General features: G+C 48.9%; 21 protein-coding genes, 1 pseudogene and 2 CRISPR repeat arrays (1 of these 24 running past the window's edge). Of the genes and pseudogenes, 7 read left to right on the forward strand and 15 right to left on the reverse strand.

Annotated features, from left to right (window positions below; all coding sequences use genetic code 11):
• Positions 1 to 74: 74 nt before the first annotated feature.
• Complete coding sequence (locus BLO51_RS25195; RefSeq protein ID WP_245719819.1) at positions 75 to 461, reverse strand: hypothetical protein; 387 nt, start codon at positions 459 to 461, stop codon at positions 75 to 77.
• A gap of 331 nt (positions 462 to 792) precedes the next feature.
• On the opposite strand from BLO51_RS25195, the gene BLO51_RS25200 reads away from it, so the two are divergent.
• A complete protein-coding gene (locus tag BLO51_RS25200) occupies positions 793 to 1,548 on the forward strand; it encodes a hypothetical protein (protein ID WP_090676230.1) in 756 nt (251 codons plus the stop codon).
• Positions 1,549 to 1,602: 54 nt separating this feature from the next.
• Here BLO51_RS25200 and BLO51_RS25205 read toward each other — a convergent pair whose 3' ends face one another.
• The 9 genes and pseudogenes from BLO51_RS25205 to BLO51_RS25245 form a co-directional block, all read right to left on the reverse strand.
• On the reverse strand, positions 1,603 to 1,836 hold the full coding sequence (locus BLO51_RS25205) for a hypothetical protein (protein WP_090676231.1): 234 nt from the start codon (positions 1,834 to 1,836) through the stop codon (positions 1,603 to 1,605).
• Between the two features lie 655 nt (positions 1,837 to 2,491).
• Positions 2,492 to 3,268, reverse strand: a complete 777-nt coding sequence (locus tag BLO51_RS25210; RefSeq protein ID WP_090676233.1) for an S-layer homology domain-containing protein — start codon at positions 3,266 to 3,268, stop codon at positions 2,492 to 2,494.
• 159 nt (positions 3,269 to 3,427) lie between these two features.
• Entirely contained in the window at positions 3,428 to 3,748 is a 321-nt protein-coding gene (locus BLO51_RS28870) for a hypothetical protein (RefSeq protein WP_143006987.1), read from the reverse strand.
• Between the two features lie 129 nt (positions 3,749 to 3,877).
• Positions 3,878 to 6,415, reverse strand: a complete 2,538-nt coding sequence (locus tag BLO51_RS25220) for a metallophosphoesterase family protein (RefSeq protein ID WP_245719820.1) — start codon at positions 6,413 to 6,415, stop codon at positions 3,878 to 3,880.
• A gap of 43 nt (positions 6,416 to 6,458) precedes the next feature.
• A complete protein-coding gene (locus BLO51_RS25225; RefSeq protein WP_090676236.1) occupies positions 6,459 to 6,800 on the reverse strand; it encodes a DMT family transporter in 342 nt (113 codons plus the stop codon).
• Entirely contained in the window at positions 6,790 to 7,569 is a 780-nt protein-coding gene (locus tag BLO51_RS25230) for an HAD family hydrolase (RefSeq protein ID WP_090676237.1), read from the reverse strand. Before BLO51_RS25230 ends, BLO51_RS25225 begins: the two co-directional genes overlap by 11 nt.
• A 78-nt stretch (positions 7,570 to 7,647) precedes the next feature.
• The gene (locus BLO51_RS25235; RefSeq protein ID WP_090676239.1) at positions 7,648 to 9,153 is read right to left on the reverse strand and encodes an ABC transporter permease subunit; all 1,506 of its coding nucleotides are present in this window, start codon (positions 9,151 to 9,153) and stop codon (positions 7,648 to 7,650) included.
• Positions 9,154 to 9,156: 3 nt separating this feature from the next.
• The gene (locus BLO51_RS25240; protein ID WP_425415834.1) at positions 9,157 to 10,065 is read right to left on the reverse strand and encodes an ABC transporter ATP-binding protein; all 909 of its coding nucleotides are present in this window, start codon (positions 10,063 to 10,065) and stop codon (positions 9,157 to 9,159) included.
• A pseudogene (locus tag BLO51_RS25245) lies at positions 10,066 to 11,135 on the reverse strand (putative 2-aminoethylphosphonate ABC transporter substrate-binding protein).
• A gap of 343 nt (positions 11,136 to 11,478) precedes the next feature.
• Between BLO51_RS25245 and BLO51_RS25250 the strand changes: the two are divergent.
• Complete coding sequence (locus tag BLO51_RS25250) at positions 11,479 to 12,036, forward strand: GbsR/MarR family transcriptional regulator (RefSeq protein ID WP_245719822.1); 558 nt, start codon at positions 11,479 to 11,481, stop codon at positions 12,034 to 12,036.
• Positions 12,033 to 12,305: a hypothetical protein gene (locus tag BLO51_RS30595; protein WP_245719823.1), complete on the forward strand. Its 273-nt coding sequence runs from the start codon at positions 12,033 to 12,035 to the stop codon at positions 12,303 to 12,305. The genes BLO51_RS25250 and BLO51_RS30595 overlap by 4 nt, the downstream gene beginning before the upstream one ends.
• Positions 12,306 to 12,348: 43 nt before the next feature.
• On the opposite strand, the gene BLO51_RS29470 is transcribed toward BLO51_RS30595, so the two are convergent.
• The 4 genes from BLO51_RS29470 to BLO51_RS25265 all read right to left on the reverse strand — a co-directional run bounded on the left by BLO51_RS29470 (position 12,349) and on the right by BLO51_RS25265 (position 14,126).
• A complete protein-coding gene (locus BLO51_RS29470) occupies positions 12,349 to 12,504 on the reverse strand; it encodes a hypothetical protein (RefSeq protein ID WP_167670329.1) in 156 nt (51 codons plus the stop codon).
• A 131-nt stretch (positions 12,505 to 12,635) separates the two neighbouring features.
• Complete coding sequence (locus BLO51_RS25255; protein WP_245719824.1) at positions 12,636 to 12,767, reverse strand: TetR family transcriptional regulator; 132 nt, start codon at positions 12,765 to 12,767, stop codon at positions 12,636 to 12,638.
• A 200-nt stretch (positions 12,768 to 12,967) separates the two neighbouring features.
• Positions 12,968 to 13,609 (reverse strand): NAD(P)H-dependent oxidoreductase, encoded by a 642-nt coding sequence (locus BLO51_RS25260; protein ID WP_090676245.1) that lies wholly within the window; start codon positions 13,607 to 13,609, stop codon positions 12,968 to 12,970.
• 43 nt (positions 13,610 to 13,652) lie between these two features.
• Positions 13,653 to 14,126: a carboxymuconolactone decarboxylase family protein gene (locus BLO51_RS25265; protein WP_090676247.1), complete on the reverse strand. Its 474-nt coding sequence runs from the start codon at positions 14,124 to 14,126 to the stop codon at positions 13,653 to 13,655.
• A gap of 185 nt (positions 14,127 to 14,311) precedes the next feature.
• Here BLO51_RS25265 and BLO51_RS25270 point away from each other — a divergent pair, with 185 nt between their 5' ends.
• Positions 14,312 to 15,181, forward strand: coding sequence for a sigma-70 family RNA polymerase sigma factor (locus BLO51_RS25270; RefSeq protein WP_090676249.1), 870 nt, complete (start codon positions 14,312 to 14,314; stop codon positions 15,179 to 15,181).
• A gap of 128 nt (positions 15,182 to 15,309) precedes the next feature.
• Entirely contained in the window at positions 15,310 to 15,651 is a 342-nt protein-coding gene (locus BLO51_RS25275) for a hypothetical protein (RefSeq protein ID WP_090676250.1), read from the forward strand.
• A gap of 482 nt (positions 15,652 to 16,133) precedes the next feature.
• Positions 16,134 to 16,838: a CRISPR direct-repeat array (repeat unit 30 nt; unit sequence GTTTCAATTCCTCATAGGTACGTTCAAAAC).
• Between the two features lie 276 nt (positions 16,839 to 17,114).
• Here BLO51_RS25275 and BLO51_RS25280 read toward each other — a convergent pair.
• On the reverse strand, positions 17,115 to 17,642 hold the full coding sequence (locus BLO51_RS25280; RefSeq protein ID WP_090676253.1) for a MarR family transcriptional regulator: 528 nt from the start codon (positions 17,640 to 17,642) through the stop codon (positions 17,115 to 17,117).
• 460 nt (positions 17,643 to 18,102) lie between these two features.
• On the opposite strand from BLO51_RS25280, the gene BLO51_RS25285 reads away from it, so the two are divergent.
• Entirely contained in the window at positions 18,103 to 19,131 is a 1,029-nt protein-coding gene (locus BLO51_RS25285) for a pyridoxamine 5'-phosphate oxidase family protein (RefSeq protein WP_090676255.1), read from the forward strand.
• 94 nt (positions 19,132 to 19,225) lie between these two features.
• The gene (locus tag BLO51_RS25290; RefSeq protein WP_342672473.1) at positions 19,226 to 19,990 is read left to right on the forward strand and encodes an NRDE family protein; all 765 of its coding nucleotides are present in this window, start codon (positions 19,226 to 19,228) and stop codon (positions 19,988 to 19,990) included.
• 193 nt (positions 19,991 to 20,183) lie between these two features.
• Positions 20,184 to 20,969: a CRISPR direct-repeat array (repeat unit 30 nt; unit sequence GTTTCAATTCCTCATAGGTACGTTCAAAAC); it runs 323 nt beyond the window's last position.

Here is a 20,969-nt window from a genome sequence, read left to right on the forward strand (position 1 = left end):
CGCCTCTTTCTCGAATCGCTTGGTGGTACAAACGATTCTACAGCAAAGGCGATCTTTTTTCTACCATTTAGTGGTTAATCAACAGGCCTGTTGTGATATACATTTTTTGATAATGTATGTAGTTCATCCCCATAACGCTCCACCCTGTTCCAATCGCCTAGTGAGTAACTTACATTCGCCGTAAGCAGCAGAGCATCAAGCTGATTATCTTCGGGCAAGTGGCTATAGAACGGTTCAAACCGTCCTAATGCTTCCTTGTTTCCATCAGAGCTAATTCCGACGAGGCATTGAAACAACCGAAAGTGGCACAGGAGGAAAGTTTGATCGTTATGGTCTGTTTCCCGATCAATGATATAACGGTATAAGGGTGCCGCTTCTACTTTTTGCTCCTCCTTGAAAAGATGTTCCGCTGCATAAAAAAAATGGTCTTTCATTTCTTTTTCCAACCCTATATTTTTCATAAAACCCAAACACTCCCTTATTTGGATACCATAATATTACATCTGTGAGGTTCATATAGCAACATAGAGAATTTGAAGGATATTAAACGATTATCGTCAAAAAATAGATGAAAATCAGATAAAAACAACATATTTAGATAATAATTTACAATTATCGACACAATTTTACATGAATTTTTGCTTGATCTACTATATCTAGTACTACTAATTACTCATAAAAAGGTAGTTTCGTCCTATATAAAATATATTGGAATTCATGGTAATTTATAGGAGGACAATCCAGTCGGCCGACCATTGTTCAAAATTTATTAAAGATTAGGAGGAGATTCTTTTGATCAAAAGATCAGCAAAGGTATTGCTTCAATTTGCACTGGTGGCGGTCTTAACATTTAGCGCCGCAGTTGGCAACGCCGCCGAAAAGCCCGAATTGGCAAAAGAGGAAAAAAAAGTTGCAAAGTCATGGCGGGTTACTGATAATGGGTTAGTCGAAATTCCAGAAGCCGAAGTGCAAAAACTTCGTGATGAAGCATCTTTAAATGAGCAAAAGCGCGAAAGCGCTAAGCGCAACTTCATTGCAAACAAGTCTATTTATAATTCATCCGAAAACGTGCAAGCTTTCAAGTCTTGCTGGTCATCAACCTGCGAATGGGATGTCTACAAACAATCATCTACCTATTTAGCGCCTCGTGGTCAACTTAGGAAAAGAGTCACTCCCGCAGTGCACAATGGTGGTGAAGTGCAGTTTCAGGTGCAAGAACAGTATCAATATAGTCTTAATCTTACTTTAACCGGTAAGATCAAAGAAGCACTTGACATCGCACTTGGCGGAAGTTGGTCAAAAGCAACAAGCTATACGCGCAACATGGTCGTTAAAGCACCGGAAGGCAAATATGCATGGTTCGAATTTACGCCAATGATGACAAACTCTTATGGGGTTATGGAGCATTGGGAAAATAGTTACTCTACTAATTGGAAAGATATAATGAGAGGAACGGATTTTGTTGATTTATGGATGACAAATGTAGTAGGAGGATTCCAAGACGGTATACTGGAACAAATAATTTCGGATTCCCCGCCTTCCAACTAAGAAGAACAACAATCAGGTGACATATCGCCTGATTGTTGTTTTTTTATAAAAAACTTATTTTTTCTTCCTATATTCGCTGATTTCTGCCCATAATAAATATATTATCCCAACAACAAAAGCGATGATAGTGATTTCATTAAATTCCTGTACAATATTTTGGTTCAAAAGAAAAATGTACGTTTCGAATTGAGCTGAGCCTGAAGTAATGATGGCTGCTAAAAGATTAGGCAATATATAAAGAAACGTAGCTAGAAAACAAAAAGCTGCCCCTACTCCCCTTCTTGACATAACGCACCTCCTTCTACACGTGATTGCACCTCGATTAAGCGGCATCTCCCTTCACGATACATTATATGGTATACTAAACCATTATTTCCCCTTTTTCAATCAGACTTCAAGATGGATGGTTTCCACCGCCAATTTGTCGGAATGCTTGGGTGATACGGGATACCGTCATCAAGATTTAGTGTCACAAAAGTTGTTGATGCCAATGGAGCACACAGAAATTACAACCCCGGGTAATAATCAGCTAGAGTGGGCAACATCCGAGGAAACTTTTGGAAACAAATTTGGTATAATGAAAGCATCCCAGCCTTACAATAATTGGGAGGTGCTTTTAGATAGAATATTATCATCTTTACTGGATTTCGCTTGCGCTTGTAAATACGGGTTTAGCTCAAAGTAAAAACCTTAGCGGGTTGAACTGGTTTTTAATTTCTCTTTTTATAGGACCTTTTGCTACCTTGGCTTTAGTGATTGATTTTAAGAGAAGGCGCTAAAACAAGGGTCACTATCGCGCATATTGCGTGATGTGACCCTTGTCCTTTAAATTAAGTTGTCGGTTGACCTGACGCCTTCGGGGACGAATCAATCATGATCGATGAGAACATACTGCTCTTGTTTTGCCGTCCTGCCGTAACAACAGCAACAGTTCCGCCGTACTTTATTCGTTGATCAGCTTGGCGTGCCGCAAAAACCGTTCGAGAATCATTGCCGTTTGCGCCCGCGTAGTCGTCTCCTTCGGAGCGAGCTTGTCGAGCGCTACACCTTCCATCAGCTTGCTTGCAACAAGCCGCTCCATCGCAGATTGCGCCCAAGCGCTAACGTCTTTCGCATCTGCGAAGCGGCCCCCCAAGTCAGCTTGCTTCGCTTGATGCTTCGCGCCGACATGCTCCATAAACCGCTCGACCATAACCGCCATTTGCTCGCGCGTCACTTCCGCATGAGGGTGGAACGTTCCATCTTCCATGCCATCCACCCAGCCGCGTTCCTTCGCCGTCTGCACGGCTCCGGCAAACCAGTCGCCTGCTTGAACGTCCTTAAATGCGGACGATGGAGAGCCGCCTTTCAACCCGGCAGCCCGGACGAGCAGCGCTGCAAACTCGGCGCGCGTTACTTTGCCGTCAGGGTAGAAAGCATCTGCGCCGACCCCGTTCACGATCAGTTTCGATGCCAAATGCTCGATCGATTGCTGAGCCCAATGCCCGACAGCGTCATGGAATGTCCGATTGTATGAAATGACCATATACATTTCATTCGTCTGATGCTTGATCAGCACCGTCGTACTGCCATCCGCGTCATTTTGGAAGACGGATGGAACGAAGCGCAGCTCGTGCGTTAACGAATCGATAGCTACGACCGTCGACCTTTTTGGATCGATCTTGGAAGAAACGGCCATCGTTTTCGTAATCAAACCGTCGCCGAACTTCTCCAGCTTCACTTGCTTGCCGTTAGCGGCAGCCGATACAGTGTTGACGGGTCCGTCGAACCACCGCCTCCGTGGCCGCTTCCAGACGATCCCGGACGTCCGCCGTTATCGCTGTCGCCGCTGTCCGAATCGCCGGACCCGCCGTTATCGCCGGGATTCGGCTTGCCCGGGTTACCTCCGTTGTTGCCGTCCGGCTTCTTCAGTAACGGAGAACGTTTGCTTCGCCGACGTCTCCGGTCCGCCTTGGCCGGCGATTACCGTATAGTCGCCCGGTAGCTCATCGGCCGATAGCGTGATCGTATCCTCGTACGCGCCCTGATTGACTTTCACGGCGTTAAAGTATAGCACCGTACCGTCCGGACGAACGATCTTCACGATGACGTCGCTGAGCGGCGACGTCCCTATAACTCGGATCGTATCCCTCGGATCGTATCCCCCGGATATTTCCCCACAGCGTCCAGCTTCAATAAAGGCATGGCTTCTGCGCCCCACGCAGTCGGAAACGACGTCATCAGCATCGTCATCAATAAGAAGGAAACGAAGCTTTTCTTGCTGGCCAAGGAAATCTCCTCTTTCTTCGTGTGGTTAGTAGAATAAGGTTTGTTTTTGTACTAAAATCACTTATTTCAGCGTTACCGGCTCGGCTAGCAACGTCCCGGCATTCGTCAAGTCGGCACTGAAATCAGAAACGACCAATACATGAACCCGGTAGCCTCCTTTGTTGCGGTTCACATTGAATTTGGCGTTAAAAGTGCTGCCTTCGGCGGACACTTGCGCTTCATACGACGCGATGCTGATCGGCGTATTGCCTTTCATCAGTTGGAATACGACGATAGCCTTGTTTGGCCCGGCATTCGGCTTCACCGTTACGGTAGCATCGACCATCGCGGTGTTCGTCGCCAAAGCTGCGTTCGTTACGACGAATGGATGCTTTGGCTCAACGATTGTATCCGCAATGGCAACTTCCGCATAAGTGGCGGATTCTATACCCTTGCCGGCCGAATAAGCGAGCAGCTTCGTAGCGCTGGCAGGAATTTTCGTGCCAGAAGGGATCGTGTAGCTGACCGCCCCGCCCGTCTTCGCGATCGTTGCAATCGGGGCCTGACCAGCCAGCTTACCGCTGTCGTTGCCCCAATACAGCACGTATTGCTCAATATTCGCTTCATACGTTGCTTGAGTAACCGTGACGTCGCCACCGATTTTGCCTGCTTTCTTATCCGTATCGGTAAATGCTATCGCCTGCGGAGCTTCCAATCTTTCCGCAACCTCGAACGTTGCGCGGCCAAGCTCCAAATTATCGTTATCCGTACGATACTCGGCTTCCCCGACATAAATTGCATCGTATTTGCCCGGAGCAAGGTTCAATCCTGCAAAAGTCATCGTTCCGTCAGGCTGCTTCACACTGTTCGTTTTTTGCTTCGCGATCGCTTTCGCGCTTTTGTTCAGCACGGTTCCGGTCGGGAAAATGCCGATCCAGTCTTCCCGGACCGAGCTCGTATAAGCGACTTGCACCGCATCGGCCGGAGCATACGTACCCTTTACCATCTTGATCGTAGGGTTGCTCAACGTCAGATCGGGATCGTTGGCAGGGTCGATAACCGGAATTTGCGCCGGAAGTTTTACTTCAAATTGCGCGTTTCCGATCCAGCCGTCGTTTCGGAAATCTCTTCCTTTGACCAACACTTTATCGTCGTACACTTCTACGAAGTAGCCTTGGCTTCCGTCTTTGCTCGTATTGGCATCAGTCCATAAGTAAGAGGTAGCGCCGGCGTTGAACATCGTCGCGTATTTCGCATTGTACATTGTATCTTTTGCGCCCAATTCCCAATGCGTATGGCCGCTGAACATGATGGACTGCGGGTGCTTCGTCAAAATCTTTTTCAATTCCGTATCTTGTCTTACGCCATACCAGTAGTTCGCTTTCAGATAACCGTCGTTCGCCCCGGCCACCGTATTTTTCAAAGGCTGATGATGGAAAATAAATACTGGCTTGTCTTTGGATTCGTTCTCGGACAGCTTGGCGTCAAGCCATTTCAACTGCGTTTCCGACAAATAAGAGTAATCCTTCAATCCTTTTTCCGTACCGAGAAAAATAAAATGATACCCTTTGATCCACACATCGTAATAATTGGATTTCATGTTCGTATACTTCGTGAATAATTCGGAAAATTTGGTCCAGTCGCCCCAGCGAACGTCATGGTTTCCTTGGATGAAATACGTAGGCGGAAGATCGTTTTTGAACAGGTTGAAAATACGTCCCAGCTCCGCATATTCCGCTTCGCCGCCGCCTTCCGTGTTATCTCCGGTTATCATGAGGCCATCGCTGTCCGGGTTCAAGGCGATCATATCTTTCAGAGCATCTTCAATGTTTTTGTTATGGACATGGCTTTTGTTGCTCGTAATATGCATGTCGGTAATAACCTCGAAGCTGACGGCCGGCTTCTTCACGGACAAGCCCGGTATAGCGGTTTCAACGCCAGTCGATAGTCCTGCAATCGAATTGGAATAAGCGAGCAGCTTCGTAGCACCGTTCGGAATCGGCGTATTGGCAGGGAACGTGTACGTTGCGTAAGTAGCATACGTTACACCGCTCACGGTCAAAGGCACCGTAGCGATAGCCGGCTGGCCGGACAGCTTGCCGACGTCGTTGCCCCAGTACAGCATGTAGTTAAGAATGTTGGATGTATCGGCAGGGTTTTTAATTTTCACATCGCCCGCCACTTCGTTCGGATCGGAATCCGTGTCGACGAACGTTATGCTCCCGGGAGCGCTTAGCTTAATGACGGAAAACGGCACTCTTTGAAAAATGTTGTAACCGTCGTTCTGCATGTACAATGCCTCATATTCGCCCGGGACCAACGCTTTCGTAAAAGTCAGCTTTCCGTCAGGCTGGCTCGCAGCGCTCGTGTGGTCCCATGTGAGAGACGGATTGCTGCCTTGCGGAACGGCTCCTTTCGGATAAAGGCCGATCCAGTCTTTCAGCGAAGCTCCGGTGAACGATAAGGTAATAGGCTGACCTTGCACAAAAGCGGGCTTATCCATCGTAACCGTCTGGCCGGCCGCTCTGGCGGGTTGGGTCGGAACAGCCTGAATGATGGCCATGAAAGCAATGGTAAAACAAAGCACCATAGACAACGATTTATAAGCGGATTTCAACATAAGAACCAGGCACCTCTATTCAAATAGAATTGGTGAGACCGTTTTAATGCGCTTTGCTGGACACTTTCAAACCGATGACTCCGATGACGACCAACGACATCCATAGCAGTTGCGTCATATTGAACGATTCCTTGAACACGACAACTCCGACGAGCGTAATAAAGACGATTCCGACGCCCGACCAAATCGCGTAAGCGACGCCGACCTCGATATGCAACAGCGCGAAGTTGAGCAACGTAAAGCTGCATCCGTAAAAAACAAACATGAGGACGGACGGCCACAGTTTCGTAAATCCGGCGGAAAGCTTCATCGATGTCGTGCCGGATAATTCAAACAGGATGGCGAGGGAAAGAAACAACCACCCCAAGCCGCTTTCAACTTTCATTCATCGATTCCTCCAGTTGAAGCTGCGAATACGAGGAAACGATTTCCTTCGCATCCGGCAATACATGCTCTTTGGCTTGGGTCGCATCCATGCCCAACAAGCCGATCGTAACGGCGGCTCCGGCGGCATTGCCCATCTGCATATCGCCGTTCGTGTCGCCGATAACCGCGACATCCGTAGGTGACAAACCGAGCTCTTTGCATGCTTTCACGACCATATCGGGATAAGGCTTGCCGCGCCCGACCTGATCGTTGCCGATAATGAGTCGGAAAAACGGCCGAATGCCCATCCACTCCAGATGCTTCGTCGCTTCCGTCGTCTCGTCGGCCGTTACGACAGCCATAGGCAATCCCTGTTCGTAGCACTGCCTGACGAACGAAACCATGCCGTCAATCGGATACGCGGAGCGAACTTGCTCAAGCTCCGCGTCGGCCGCTTGCTTGCTCTCGCGCGCAAGGTGCATGGCTTCGCCCCACGGCAGCCCGAGACGATACCCTTGCCATGCCAGTATGGCGAGCAAGTCTCCGATCGATCCCATCGCCAACGGGCCGCTGCGGCTGTAGTCGCTCACATGTCCCGAAGCGTCGTGAATCGTTCCCCACAGCTCCTTAAGCGGGGGAATCTCGCCTGAAACCCTGCTCGCAAAATGCCGATACATCGATTCGCTCCAATAGCCCCATAAACTAATGAAATCAAGCAGCGTACCGTCCTTGTCGAATAGCATCGCTTTTATCGGATATCGCTGTTCGTTAACTGTCAAAACCGGCATACCATCTCTCCTGTACTTAATAGGTAGTTCAAAAAGTCCGCTTGAACGGCATAGAATAATCTCTCATTTTAGTGTAATTTAACCGTCCTTCCTGACCAGCAGCGCATCCGTCTTCTTGCGTATGCTGTCCGCCACACCCATGACAGCCGATCGAATGAGCCAGTTGGTGACGATGATCAAGGTGGACATCGCCGCCGCAGGAGCTATATCGCCCGAATCTTCCATGTTGACGATGGCGACCGCCGCAGGCTTCAGGTCAGGAGCATACAAGAAGATGATCGCAGACACCGTAACCATGCTGTTGATGAAATAGTAGACGAATATTTCCAATATCGTCGGCAGCGACAGCGGGACGGTAACCCGCAGCAACGTCCGGTACCACGGTACGTTCATCGATTCCGATGCGGCCTCGAACTCGCTGTCGAGCTTTTTCAAGGACGATGTCATGGTCAGGAAGGAAACCGAGTAAAAATGCACGATGTTGCACAGGATGACGATCCAGATCGTACCGTAAAGCCCATGCAAAGGCTGGCTCGGATTGTTGAAAAAGAAAACGTAAATTAACCCGAGCACCAATCCCGGCAATGCCAGTGGCAGCATGGACAAAAAGTACGCGCCCTGGCGCAGCGCTGTAAAACCGCGCGATTTCTCGATCAAATACGCAAACAGAAACGTTGCGGCCGTGCCGATCGCGGCCGTCCCCAGCGCGATGAGCAAGCTGTTCGTGAACGGGCCCGCCTCGTCGAAAAATCCTTCATAATGAGCGAACGAAATCGCCAAATGATAAGGCCATACTTTGACAAGCGATCCGTAAACGGCAACGAGAACGATGCCGAGGATAATAACCGCTACGAGCGAGCATAGCGTGTACAGCAGCGCGTCGCGCAGCTTGTTCCGCTCGATACGGTAAGGCGTCGATTTGGCGGTCAGCCAACCGCTTTGCTTGCGCTGCGATATGCGGTCCATGACGAACGAGAGGACCGCTGGTAGGAGCAGCAGTACGCCGACGGCCGCGCCCATCTGCATGTTTTGCTGGCCAATGACTTGTTTGTACAGGTCGGTCGCAAGCACATTGTATTGGCCGCCTACTACCTTCGGCGCCCCGAAATCCGTAAAGGTGAGCACGAAGCAAACGAACATCGCGCTAATCAGCGCAAACTTCGTTCCGGGCACCGTAACGGTCCAGAACGTCCGCCATTTGGAGGCGCCGAGCGTCTCCGCCGCTTCATACAGCCGGTAGTCGGCGCTCGCCAGCGCCATGGACCGAAACAGCCATTTGCTCTTAATCCCGCTGCGCTCCACCGCGTAAGCATAAGCAAAGCCGAGCGCGACGGCGATGATCGTCGTCGCCGTCGATATTTTGATGGAATTCCATAACGAAGTAACGAGAGCGGGCGTCGAGAAATATTTGGCGAAGTTGGCAAGCCCGATAAACTGCCCTGACGCATCGGTGACGGCCTTTATGACCAGTTCCCCAAGCGACAGCACAATCGCGACCATGAGAGCCAACGTCATGACGAGAATGATACCTTTTTGACTCCAGCCGTTGCCGGTGCGGCGCATTCGTTTTAACCAGATATCCATAGCCTATACTCCTTGCGCCGCCACGTCGTCTGCCGATGCTCCGAACCGGATTACATGTTCGGATGGGAAGACGAAGCTGACCTTACGGTTCGGTAATACGTTGAACGTCTCCATTTGCGGAACCGGCACGTCTATCGTAACAAACTGCTGAAGCGGCTTATCGCTTTTGCCAAGCAGCTCCGCCACCAGACGATAATGCGTTCCACAGTATTCGATGTCCTGCACGACGCCGGTCCTACCGTTCTCGTGGCCTTCGCGCACCAGTTGGACATGCTCCGGCCGAATCGCCTGCTTCGCCCCGCCTGCGCCGCTCTCCCGCCCGGCCTCGATGAAGCTGATCGCGCCGACGAACTCCGCGACGAACGGCGTGTCGGGCCGCTCATATACTTCCTTCGGCGTGCCCACCTGAATGACGCGCGACTTGTTCATGACGACAATGCGGTCGGCCATCGTCAACGCTTCTTCCTGATCATGCGTTACCATAATCGTCGTCATGCCGAACTGCCGATGCAGCCGGCATATTTCGCGCCGCAGGCGGACGCGAACTTTGGCGTCCAGCGCCGACAGCGGCTCGTCGAGCAGCAAGCAATCCGGGGCGATCGCCAGCGCTCTTGCCAACGCGACCCGCTGCTGCTGCCCTCCCGAGAGCTGAGCCGGAACTTTGTGGCGCTGCTCTCCGAGCTCCACCAATCCGAGCAGTTCTTCCACCCGCTCGTTGATTTGACCTTTCGATATGCGGCCTTGCAGCCCGTAAGTAATGTTCTCGCCGACCGTCAAATTCGGGAACAATGCGTACGATTGAAACATCATGCCGAAATTTCGTTTTCCCGCCGGCATCATGGTGATATCTTTACCCGATACCCCGAAAGGGGAAGGCTGCTTCCCTTGCCGGCAACCGTCCGATGAATCGATTTATTTTTTCGGCTCCGCTTTGGACCCGTATTTTTTCTCCCAATCCGCAAGCACCGCTTCACGGTCTCTGGCCGCTTGGTACAAATCGAGCTTCATCAGTTGGGATACCGGATCTTTGCTATAGCCTTCAGGAATTTTGCTTCCTTCCTGCTTGATGCTTAAGATAGCGTAGTTTTTGTTATATTCCTTCATGACTTCGTCGCCGATGGTCCAATCGAGGAACAGCTTCGCTTCCGGCTTCATTTCTTTTTTCTTTACCAATGCATTCGCTTCCATATGCCAGCCGGACCCTTCTTTCGGGAAAACGACTTCGACCGGAGCGCCTTTCTTTTTCTCCAAAATGCCACTGTATCCATACGAAATACCGATCGGAGCTTCGCCGGAAGCCGCCATCTTCGCTGGCTTGGAACCGGAGTGCGTGTACATCATCATATTGTCGTGCAGCTTGTCCATGTAAGCCCTTGCTTTGTCTTTGCCGTACAGCTGGTTCAGCGCGTTGACGGTCAAGTAACCTGTTCCAGAGGAAGCCGGATGCGGCATCACGATCAACCCTTTGTACTCCGGCTTCACCAAATCTTCGTAGGATTGCGGGATAGCGAGCTTGCGCTTCTCCATCTCAGCCTTATTAACGATGATCGCCGTCTCCCAAATGTCAATGCCGACCCATTTCGGAGGGTTCGCTTTATCTTTAAATTCCGGCAGACGCGGTCTACGCCTTTTGGAGCGTAAGGCTCCAGCATCTTTTGATCGTCCATGACAAGCAGGCTCGTAGCCGCCAATCCCCAGATCACATCCGCCTGAGGGTTATCCTTCTCGGCAATCAGCTTCGCCGTCATCGTTCCCGTCGAATCGCGAACGATGTTTACTTTTATGTTAGGATATTGGCTTTTGAACGTGGAAAGATAAGTCTTGATTTGCTCCTCCTCCATCGCCGTATATACGTTAATTTCGGCCGGCTTGCCGGACACCGCAGGCTCGGCTCCTTTCGGACTGCCGCTTGCAGCAGCTCCTTCCTGCTTCGCTGTTCCGCATCCCGCAAGCAAGCCTGTTACGACCAGCGCGGTCGCCATCGATTTCCATTTCCAATATTGATCATGTACAGTCTCCTTCGCTGATAGCCGGATTAAAATGGATGCAACCACTCTGCTTTGCCATCATTTAAATCTTTACATTAAAATTCAATATTTTTTTAATCTTATCATTTATACCCCCTCTTTTATGTAAAATAATCGTTTTGTACAAAAATTATTGTACACTTACTTTTTTCTTTTTGTGTCAAACGACTGTTAACTGAACATTAAGATTATGTAAATAAACATTTTACTAACATTAGTACTGCCAAGTGGATTTATTTGCTATAATGGGACTATTCGTACAAAAAATATTGAACAAAGAACAACATAGATAAGGGAAGTGAACGAAACTGTGTCCGGGAACGAGGAACTCGCGCAATCGGAAGAACGGCTGCGCATTAGAAAAAATTTGATCGAAGCGATAGCGGAAACGATGGATTTATACGGTGCCACTCACTCTTCGGGCCAGCTGTACGGCATTATGTTTTTTGAGAACCGGCCGATGACGCTCGACGAAATGAAGCGGCAGATGAATATGAGCAAAAGCAACATGAGCTATGCGGTTCGCTCGCTAGTCGAATCGCAAATGGTCAAGAAGCTTGACGAAAAGCTGGAACGCAAAGAGTTGTACGCCGCCGAGACCGACTTTTTCATAGTGTTCCAAAAGTTTTTCTCCCATAAATTGCAGCGAGAAATCGATGTCATGATGAAAGCGATCGACGATGCACAGCCCAACCTGACGGAGCTTATTCTGCAGGAACATACTGCCGACGAAGAGCGGAAGCTTGCACTTCAAGATTTGCACAAACTGCGGCACGCCCAAAAATATTACGAATGGCTGCAGCAGTTTGTCGACAGTTTGCGGAACGGAGAATTTTTCACTAATAAAGCGGAGTGAACTATCAAAAAAAAGCCGTCAGCAGCGTGGAGAAGATAAGGCCAGATATGATACATACAGCCATCGATCGCCACATGCTGCCTCCCATAAGGGCCATAGGCAGCATTCCCCCGATCGCCGCAGCGGACGTAAGCAGAATCGGCCGCAGCGCGTTATTTTTTGTATTTCAGCGCTTTGGCAATCAAGCCATGTCATCCCCCTTCAACAGCCCGGCTATACAACGTATGGATTACTCGACGGCTTTGACTTTATCGTTATGCTTTAACTGATGCTGTCCGGTAATCACCAGCGCCTCGTCCACTTGTAGTCCGTTCAAATTTCGACAAGGACGCCTTTGGCCGGGGCCTTCACGTCGTAATGGGCAATGCTGCGCTCAATATCTTGCAAGTTAATTTCGTTGTTATGAATCTGCAATTGAAGCGCAGCGAAGGAGTTCGTGTTTTCCAACGCTTCGAGTTTTTTCTGCAAGCCTGTAAAGCTCCGAATTCCTGTCGGCGAGACGTGCGCGGAAATCTAAAAAAGCCGAACCGCATCGCCCAACCCGCGAGGTTGTCGTTCTGCTGCTCAGCTTTCACGAATGAAAACGCTATAGTTTTGCCTTAGTTTTCTTTCGAAATTCCATGCAAGATACTTTTGCTTACGCCCAAATATCTGGCCAAGTCGCTCATCGTGAACTTGATCCCTTTTTCATGAAACAGCGCGATAGTAGCTTTGGCAATCCGTTCTTTCATCCCATGCTCACCTCATGCCAAAATAGTCAGAGTCCGTATCGCTTGGACACTTTTACGGTACTCCGGGTATAAAGCCTAGTTTAGCGCGTTAGCTCCGGGAGGTCAAATTAGGGTTGGCAGAAGGAAACATAAAACCGGGACCCCTCGTATATGAGGAATCCCGGTCAATAGAGCGCCACTGCTATCGTACCCTTTTAGCGTTAGAATCTTGAGGCAACCTCACGCGCTTGTTGAATTGCCTTTTCTTTTATCGCAGGTTCTTGCTCGGGTTTCGCAGCCATACCTTCAACAAATATCCCCTCAAAGCTGGGAACTCCAACAAAATCCATAATGACCTTCAGGTGCCGGTGAGCCATTTCTAATTCTGCATCATCCGAGCCTGACGATAAGAAGCTTCCGCTTGCTTGAATATGCACAGCTTTTTTATCACTCAGCAGGCCAACCCGGCCGATATCCGGCAAATATTTGAAGGTCTTACCTGCTATGCAAATGGAGTCGATGTAAGACTTCACAACGGGTGGATACGAATAGTTCCAAATTGGAGTAGCAAATACGTATTTGTCTGCCGCAACAAATTGGTCAACCAACTGACCGATACGGCCTACTTTCATTTTCTCCGAATCGGTCAAATTTTCAAATGCAATTCCTTCCTTCAGCTTTCCCCAACCGCTAAAAACATCTTTATCAAGTTGCGGTATATCCGTTTCATACAGATCCAGATGGATCACTTCATCATTCGGATTTGCAGATCGATACGCATGTATGAACTCTTTACCTACTAACATACTGTAAGATTTTTCATCGTCATGTGGATTTGCTGTAATATATAATACGGTTGCCATAATAGAAATACCCACTTTCACTTAGTTTTAAGATTCGTTGTAATTATTTGTCCGCAGAAAATGCAGCGATCTGTCTTGTAGAAACGTTAAATCGATTCCAGAGGTTCGCTGTAGAGAACCCAGCGATAAGGGTAGCCAGTGCAGCCACATCGTAGTGACGGGCCGCCTCATTAAAGATCTCGTCCGGCACGGGATCTTCCCGGTCATTGATTCGGGTAACCGATTCACTAAGCGCAAGGGCAGCACGCTCGGCGTCATTGAAGCATTTCGCATCACGCCATGCCGACACCGCCAGTATACGCTCTATAGATTCGCCTGCCGCCAAGGCATTGCGCGAATGAAGTTCGACGCATGCGCTGTCCCCATTAATTTGGCTTATCCGAAAATACGCAAGGAAGAGCATACGCTTCGGAATACCTGTTTTCTCTGCGGATGCAAACAGGGCTTTGGCCAGGTCTTGTAAAGCTTGGGACGCATCGGGTACGATCATAGCAGGACTTTCCATTCTCGATTTCATGTGTAGCACTCCTTTAATTTTGATTAGAACCGTTTATTGGCTCTTTACTATATTGACGGATCGACCCTCGGGAAGTGTGACAACATGTTTCGAGAAAAAAAATAATCGGCGTTTTGTCGCATTGTTCCGGTTTCATTCGTCAATAATTATAGGGACTTTTATTTTGTGCGGGGAGGTTGAATTTTATGAACGAACAAGTTGAGTTGGCAAATACGTTCGGAGCACACCGTAATCACCTTCAAGCCGTGGCTTATCGATTGCTGGGATCATTGAGTGAAGCGGAGGACGCAGTACAGGAGGCTTGGTTGCGTCTTAGTCGCGCGGATGGAAGAGCCATCGAGAACATGGGAGGATGGTTGACCACCGTTGTTTCGCGTATATGTCTGGATATGTTACGATCGCGAAAATCCAGGCGTGAAGAATCGATAGAAACTCACTTGCCCCATACTGTTACGAGCCAAGAGAATATCATCGACCCCGAGCAAGAAGCCATATTGGCTGATTCCGTTGGTATTGCCCTGCTAGTCGTGCTCGGTAATTTGAATCCTGCGGAACGCATTACGTTCGTGCTACACGATGTCTTCTCCATGCCTTTCACTGAGATTGCTCCTATTGTAGGAAAGTCGGAGAGCGCAACAAGACAACTTGCGAGCCGGGCACGCCGCCGAATTCGCGGGGCGAAAGCCATGCCGGAAGCCGACTTTGATCACCAATGCGACGTGGCACAAGCTTTTCTCGCGGCGGCTCACTCCGGCGATTTCGATAGTCTTGTAGCTGCGCTTGATCCGGACGTTATACTTCGCGACGATCGTCAAATCGGATCTGCAAGAGTATCGCGAGGAGCGGTCGCACTAGCGAAACAAGTTTCGGGACGTGCACATAAAGCAGCACAACTAGCCCTCGTGAACGGACAAGTAGGAATCATCGTGGCTCCACAAGGCAAATTGCTCTATGTACTCAAATTTACAATGAATCATGGAAAAATTACCGAAGTCGACCTGATCTCCGATCCTGAACGTATGAGCCAGCTTGATCTGGCAGTGTTGGGCGATTGAGCATAGTTGTGCCCTGCCCGTTCGTTGAGTGGCGGGCCAAACGTAAATGTGCTAAAATGGCGCGAGAAAAGGGGGTTGAAGTCATTAAGAGTGGCGCAGATCGCTAGGAAGGGACTAATAAAACAATTATGGAATACGCTATTGAATATTTGAAAAAAGAACGTGAAACCCTACTTGCTTTGATAAAGGCAGGAGAACGAGATAAAGTCGATAAAAAAGTTGAGATTGAACATGCTATTTCATGGCTTCAAAAGTTACAGGAGCTGCAGTTCCCAGATGCACAAAGGTGCGAATTTATCCGACTTCCTGATACGGAGAGAGGATTTTTTTCATATCGAATTATGAATGACTGTGAGTCCGAGGATAGAGATGACTGGATCGAGTTGAAAGATGATAATGGACAGCCCATAAGCCTGCTTTTCGGTGATTTTTTAATCGAAATTTCATCGAAAGGACAGAAACGTTCTTAGGGAGACTAAAGTAGCCACTCCCTCATTTTTTTGCGCTACAAAGTATCTTTTCCGGACGGCGTGAAATCTATTCCTTGTGGAACGATGGGCTGCCACGTCGCCCAGTTATAAAGATGTCAGCCGAGTACAGAGCGGCAAAGAAAGAGAGCCGCTCTAGCGCCCCGCCGCCCTGACATGGAGCCTCTGCCCACCCCTCCACTGTATCGAAGCCCGCATTAGCAAAGATTAGCCCGATTTTTGGGAAGAAGAGTCTTTAATGCGGTATTCTTTTGGATCATCCATAATATCCATCCACCTCAGTCTTGGGCAGCGAATCATCCGGCCATATACATTCGTCAGCGTACCGATGCCAGTCTGATCTTCGGGAATCCGGCGGAAACAAGCGCTATCCCCGCGACCTTAGCTATTGTACCAAGATCATATCGGGAAAGGGGTATTCCTGACAGGTTTCGCAACATTCAATCCCACAGCAGAAGCTGCGTGTTTCAATTCCTCATAGGTATGTTCAAAGCGAAGGTCCATGGGCATGACGGTAACCTCTATGCCTAGTATCAATTCCTCATATGGACGTTCAAACGCAACAACGCAGAAGGAAAACTGCTCATCAAACCGGGTTTCAATTCCTCATAGGTACGTTCAAAACGTAACACTACGCTTTCCGCTTTTCCCCTTAATACCAAAGTTTCAATTCCTCATAGGTACGTTCAAAACGTTCATGCTTGTCCAAACAGGCATTGTTTTGCTGTTCGGTTTCAATTCCTCATAGGTACGTTCAAAACTCCGGATCACAGGAGCCGCTTCCACAGTCCCATCGGAAGTTTCAATTCCTCATAGGTACGTTCAAAACGCATACGATACCATCGGAATATCGTCCTTCTTCTGCTGTTTCAATTCCTCATAGTTACGTTCAAAACGTGCATAGGGAAGATGACGAGCAGCAGGTACGTAAGGCGTTTCAATTCCTCATAGGTACGTTCAAAACACAGAAGGGCGATGGAGCGAATCATCTCACCCCTAGCATGTTTCAATTCCTCATAGGTACGTTCAAAACTCGACGATATTTTTAATGCCCTCATGTGCGCGTGCCGAGTTTCAATTCCTCATAGGTACGTTCAAAACAAATGTAATGTACTTCGTCTTCCCCTGAAACAGAGACTGTTTCAATTCCTCATAGGTACGTTCAAAACCCGTAAAATTCCCGCCACTAAGCCATTTCTACATATTCCCAAATTACGTATCGAACAAAACAAACACCGTAATCCCTTTTGCCGCCCAGCTATCCTTGTCGTCGATCCCCCGGCTTTTTTGCAGCATTGAGGGTCGACGACAAAACAGCACAGTTAAATTATAAGCCTTTGTCAGCCTTTTTCCAACCCCACGGTTCCCCGTGTTTTAACATCAGATAAATATTTTCGGCCTTCTACCTTAAATTCCGAATACTTCGAAGCTTTTTTTGATACTTGTCAGCTAGAAGAATCGGAGTCCTGCTGTGCACCCTGATCTCCCTTCAGCCCTTGGTTTAGATGATCGATCATCTTCTGGGAAAACTTCAGCACCGCCTGCAACTCTGTTTCCGAAAACGAGTCCAAAATGCTTAAAAATCGGCGATTGATCTTTGCGTGCATCGCTTCGTGCGCTTCGAAAACGTGTCTGCCTTTGGACGTAAGACTAAAGTACACTTCTTTTTTGTTGTCGTTCAGTCGGCTTCGCTTGATGTATTCTTCCGCATGCAGCTTGGTGCTGATTTTCGTAATACCCGCTTTCGACAAATTCATCTTTTCGGCAATGGACGTATTGTTAATCGGCTCGTGGTTGCCGATGCACTCGATGACGTGAATGCTGGTCAAATTGTTCGGAAACGCGGCAAGTCCCAGCAACCGCGCCTGATCGGCGAACTCATCCAACTCGGTTTCGACCGTCTGCTCGATCAAATGAGAGAAATGGAGAAACTGGCCGTAAATCAATCGCTTAAGTCCCTCGGAAGAATCCATTGCGCATCCCTTTCCTTCGAAGTATTATGCTCCGCCGTTTCCTGATGATCAGCGTTTCCTCATTGTTCTCCCCCTCGCAAAATGATTCTTGCGCTCCGGCATCGGTCCATCAAAACCATCCTAAAATTATTAACTTGTAAACAAAAATAACACAGTCAATAGTGACAATCAATAGCGGTACGTCAGTCCATTCATCGTGTCCAATGCGGGGACGTCCGCACTCGCATCCCGTCCCATGTAGCTACTTTTTACTACAAGCGCCCCCTACTCCCCGTCTCCAACGAGGTTGGTTATTACACGAAATGAAAAAATTGACAGAACGCACCTTATCCATTTATTATTTACTTGTAAACAATATTAAGCGACGAAATTAGTCTCAATGTTGCAGATTTCCATTTTATCGGAGTCGATTGTATGGATAAGCATTGTTTGGAAACCTAATTATCAAGGAGTGCTGGTAATGGAATTATTCAATCCAAAAACCGTGATCGACACGGTAGAAGCACTTGAGGCGGTCGTGGGCGAAATTCCGCTTCTGATGACGTTAAAGGAAATCGACCATCTTGACGAAGGCGCGATACGTTGGATTGCCGCATCGCCACTTTTATTCGCCGGGTTCGGCGATGGCGAAAAGATCGGAGTCACCTTAGGCGGTGGCGAATCCGGCTTTGTAACTGCCGACACGCACGAGCTTCGTGTGCCGACTACGATGCTCGACGAGCCTGCACTAGCTCAACCCGGCACGGGTTTTGGTTCGCTGTTCCTGATTCCTGGCACCGGGGAAACGTTGCGCGTCAATGGTCGGGTCGTAGATGTAATCGACGGTGAGATTCGCATTCGCGTTGAGGAGTGCTTTGGTCATTGCGCAAAGGCGCTGATCCGCTCCGATTTCTGGACGGCCACACCCGACGAAAGCTCGCCGCAGGACGCCGTTAGCTTCGTTAGCGCCAGCCTCTTTATGGCACTGACGACAACCGACGCAAACGGCCGCACCGACCTGAGCCCGAAGGGCGATCCAGCCGACAAAATGGCGCGTGTTGAGAAAGGCTGCGTTTGGTTCGCCGATCGGCCGGGGAATCACCGCACTGACAGCCTCCATAACATCATCGCGCAGCCGCATGTCTCGGCATTGTTTTTAATCCCAGGATCGACGTATGTTGCCCGCGTCTCGGGAACCGCTAGGATTACGACTGACGAGACAATACGTGCACGCTTCGTCGTTCAGGGCAAGACACCGGCGCTTGCCGTAGCCATCGAAAGCAACAATCTCGAGTTGAGCCGGAGTCCCGCTCTCTTGCGTGCCAAGCTCTGGCCAGTGCCAGAGCCTACTCACGGTATCCAGCCCACAAAGCTATTCGTCGAGCATATGAGGATGAACAAGAACAAGAGCTTAGAAGCGAAACTCGCGAGCGCAGCCCTGTCGAAGCCCGGGTTTCAGGATATGCTGGAGGAGGATCTGAAGAAGGAATACAAGGACAACCTCTACTAATCCGTCGGATAGCGGTTTGGGCCTTTCATTTGGGGATATTTTCTCTTGAGCTTCGATGATGTTATAATGCATACGAAAACGATGCGGAAAGGCCGTGATTGGCTTGTGTTTAATCTTGTTCGCTTACCGGCTGCATCCCGTTTATCAACTCGTCATGGCCGCGAACCGCGATGAATTTTACGCACGTCCGACGGCGCCGATTCATTATTGGACGGATCACCCTCATGTGCTGGCTGGACGGGATTTGCTCCGGAACGGGACGTGGATGGGCGTGACGAACAGCGGCCGATTCGCCGCTTTGACGAATTATCGCGATCCTACGGAGCAAACCGAGGGTAAGCACTCCCGTGGACAGTTGGTCTCTACCTATTTAGTCGGGAACGAATCGCCCCAGGCTTATGCGGAACACGCCGCCCGCGAACGGACAGAATACCCGGGCTATAACTTGTTGGTTGGCGATCCCAACGAGCTGTATTATTATTCGAACATAGGTCACGAGATTCAAAAGCTCCAGCCCGGTGTTTACGGCGTAAGCAACCATCTGCTGGACACCCATTGGCCGAAGGTAACGAAAGGGAAGAAAGAGTTGGAAGCGCAACTCAAGGATTTTCGGGAGGACCGGGTCGATGCGTTGTTTGAACTGCTTGAGGACGCGGAGCCGGCACCTGACGATGCGCTGCCTGCCACCGGCGTGTCACTGCAGTGGGAACGTCTCCTCTCTCCGATCTACATTCGGAGCGATCATTACGGAACGAGAAGTTCTACGATTTTATTGATGACTGACAACAAGCTTCACTATGTCGAACGAACACGTTCCGGCGAACGCATACAAGACCGCAGACATTCGATTACGTTCTAATCGCCACAAAGCCTCTCGAGACGATCTCGAGAGGCTTTCTTTGCTTGCACTGTTCCGCTTGCATTCCGTGCCACGGTGTACTATTGAGCGGAATGACCTCACTTGAGCCCAGGTTCATTCCTTTAAAGTGACGGGTCGCGTCGTCTCTTTCTCTCAATCGTTCAAGGAAAAGCTGGCCGAATAAAACAGCGGAGTTTCAATTCCTCATAGGTACGTTCAAAACGTGACAATCCCGATATAGGCGTCCATGGACCTCATCCGAGTTTCAATTCCTCATAGGTACGTTCAAAACGCTAAATGAAAAACAGGCCAAGTTGAACCAACTTTAGTTTCAATTCCTCATAGGTACGTTCAAAACTTACTGATGCAGGGTTCTTTTGAAGTCTTAATTTGAAGTTTCAATTCCTCATAGGTACGTTCAAAACAAACTTCATGTTCCGAGCCATGGTTTTTGCAGTTCGAGGTTTCAATTCCTAATAGGTACGTTCAAAACCAGACGTCTACGCTGTTCGACAAATTCAAAATGGACTTGTTTCAATTCCTCATAGGTACGTTCAAAACTCGAAATCCTCATACACCCATCCAATGAGTACGTGAGTTTCAATTCCTCATAGGTACGTTCAAAACCCGTACAGCCGAGAGGAATATTACGCCTCTTATGATAGTTTCAATTCCTCATAGGTACGTTCAAAACTGAAACCGATCGGAGCCGACGGATCACATTGATTATGGTTTCAATTCCTCATAGGTACGTTCAAAACAATGAAATACCCGCGACCGCCCCTTGATGCTTGACTTGTTTCAATTCCTCATAGGTACGTTCAAAACCAAAAAAACAAGTTTGCGGCATGGCGGGATGTAACACCGTTTCAATTCCTCATAGGTACGTTCAAAACCATTTGGGGAAAAACGTAATGCGATTAACGCAGCTTAGTTTCAATTCCTCATAGGTACGTTCAAAACTTTAGGGCCAAACGGG

This window comes from Paenibacillus tianmuensis (assembly GCF_900100345.1).
Lineage (GTDB): Bacteria > Bacillota > Bacilli > Paenibacillales > NBRC-103111 > Paenibacillus_G > Paenibacillus_G tianmuensis.

What these genes read in the sequence shown, in the direction of transcription:
- BLO51_RS25195 (WP_245719819.1), bottom strand. Translation starts at nt 461, where the DNA reads ATGAAAAATATAGGGTTGGAAAAAGAAATGAAAGACCATTTTTTTTAT.
- BLO51_RS25205 (WP_090676231.1), bottom strand. Translation starts at nt 1,836, where the DNA reads ATGTCAAGAAGGGGAGTAGGGGCAGCTTTTTGTTTTCTAGCTACGTTT.
- BLO51_RS25220 (WP_245719820.1), bottom strand. Translation starts at nt 6,415, where the DNA reads ATGTTGAAATCCGCTTATAAATCGTTGTCTATGGTGCTTTGTTTTACC.
- BLO51_RS25225 (WP_090676236.1), bottom strand. Translation starts at nt 6,800, where the DNA reads ATGAAAGTTGAAAGCGGCTTGGGGTGGTTGTTTCTTTCCCTCGCCATC.
- BLO51_RS25230 (WP_090676237.1), bottom strand. Translation starts at nt 7,569, where the DNA reads ATGCCGGTTTTGACAGTTAACGAACAGCGATATCCGATAAAAGCGATG.
- BLO51_RS25235 (WP_090676239.1), bottom strand. Translation starts at nt 9,153, where the DNA reads ATGGATATCTGGTTAAAACGAATGCGCCGCACCGGCAACGGCTGGAGT.
- BLO51_RS25255 (WP_245719824.1), bottom strand. Translation starts at nt 12,767, where the DNA reads ATGAAAGAACGGATTGCCAAAGCTACTATCGCGCTGTTTCATGAAAAA.
- BLO51_RS25260 (WP_090676245.1), bottom strand. Translation starts at nt 13,609, where the DNA reads ATGGCAACCGTATTATATATTACAGCAAATCCACATGACGATGAAAAA.
- BLO51_RS25265 (WP_090676247.1), bottom strand. Translation starts at nt 14,126, where the DNA reads ATGAAATCGAGAATGGAAAGTCCTGCTATGATCGTACCCGATGCGTCC.
- BLO51_RS25270 (WP_090676249.1), top strand. Translation starts at nt 14,312, where the DNA reads ATGAACGAACAAGTTGAGTTGGCAAATACGTTCGGAGCACACCGTAAT.
- BLO51_RS25275 (WP_090676250.1), top strand. Translation starts at nt 15,310, where the DNA reads ATGGAATACGCTATTGAATATTTGAAAAAAGAACGTGAAACCCTACTT.
- BLO51_RS25280 (WP_090676253.1), bottom strand. Translation starts at nt 17,642, where the DNA reads ATGGATTCTTCCGAGGGACTTAAGCGATTGATTTACGGCCAGTTTCTC.
- BLO51_RS25285 (WP_090676255.1), top strand. Translation starts at nt 18,103, where the DNA reads ATGGAATTATTCAATCCAAAAACCGTGATCGACACGGTAGAAGCACTT.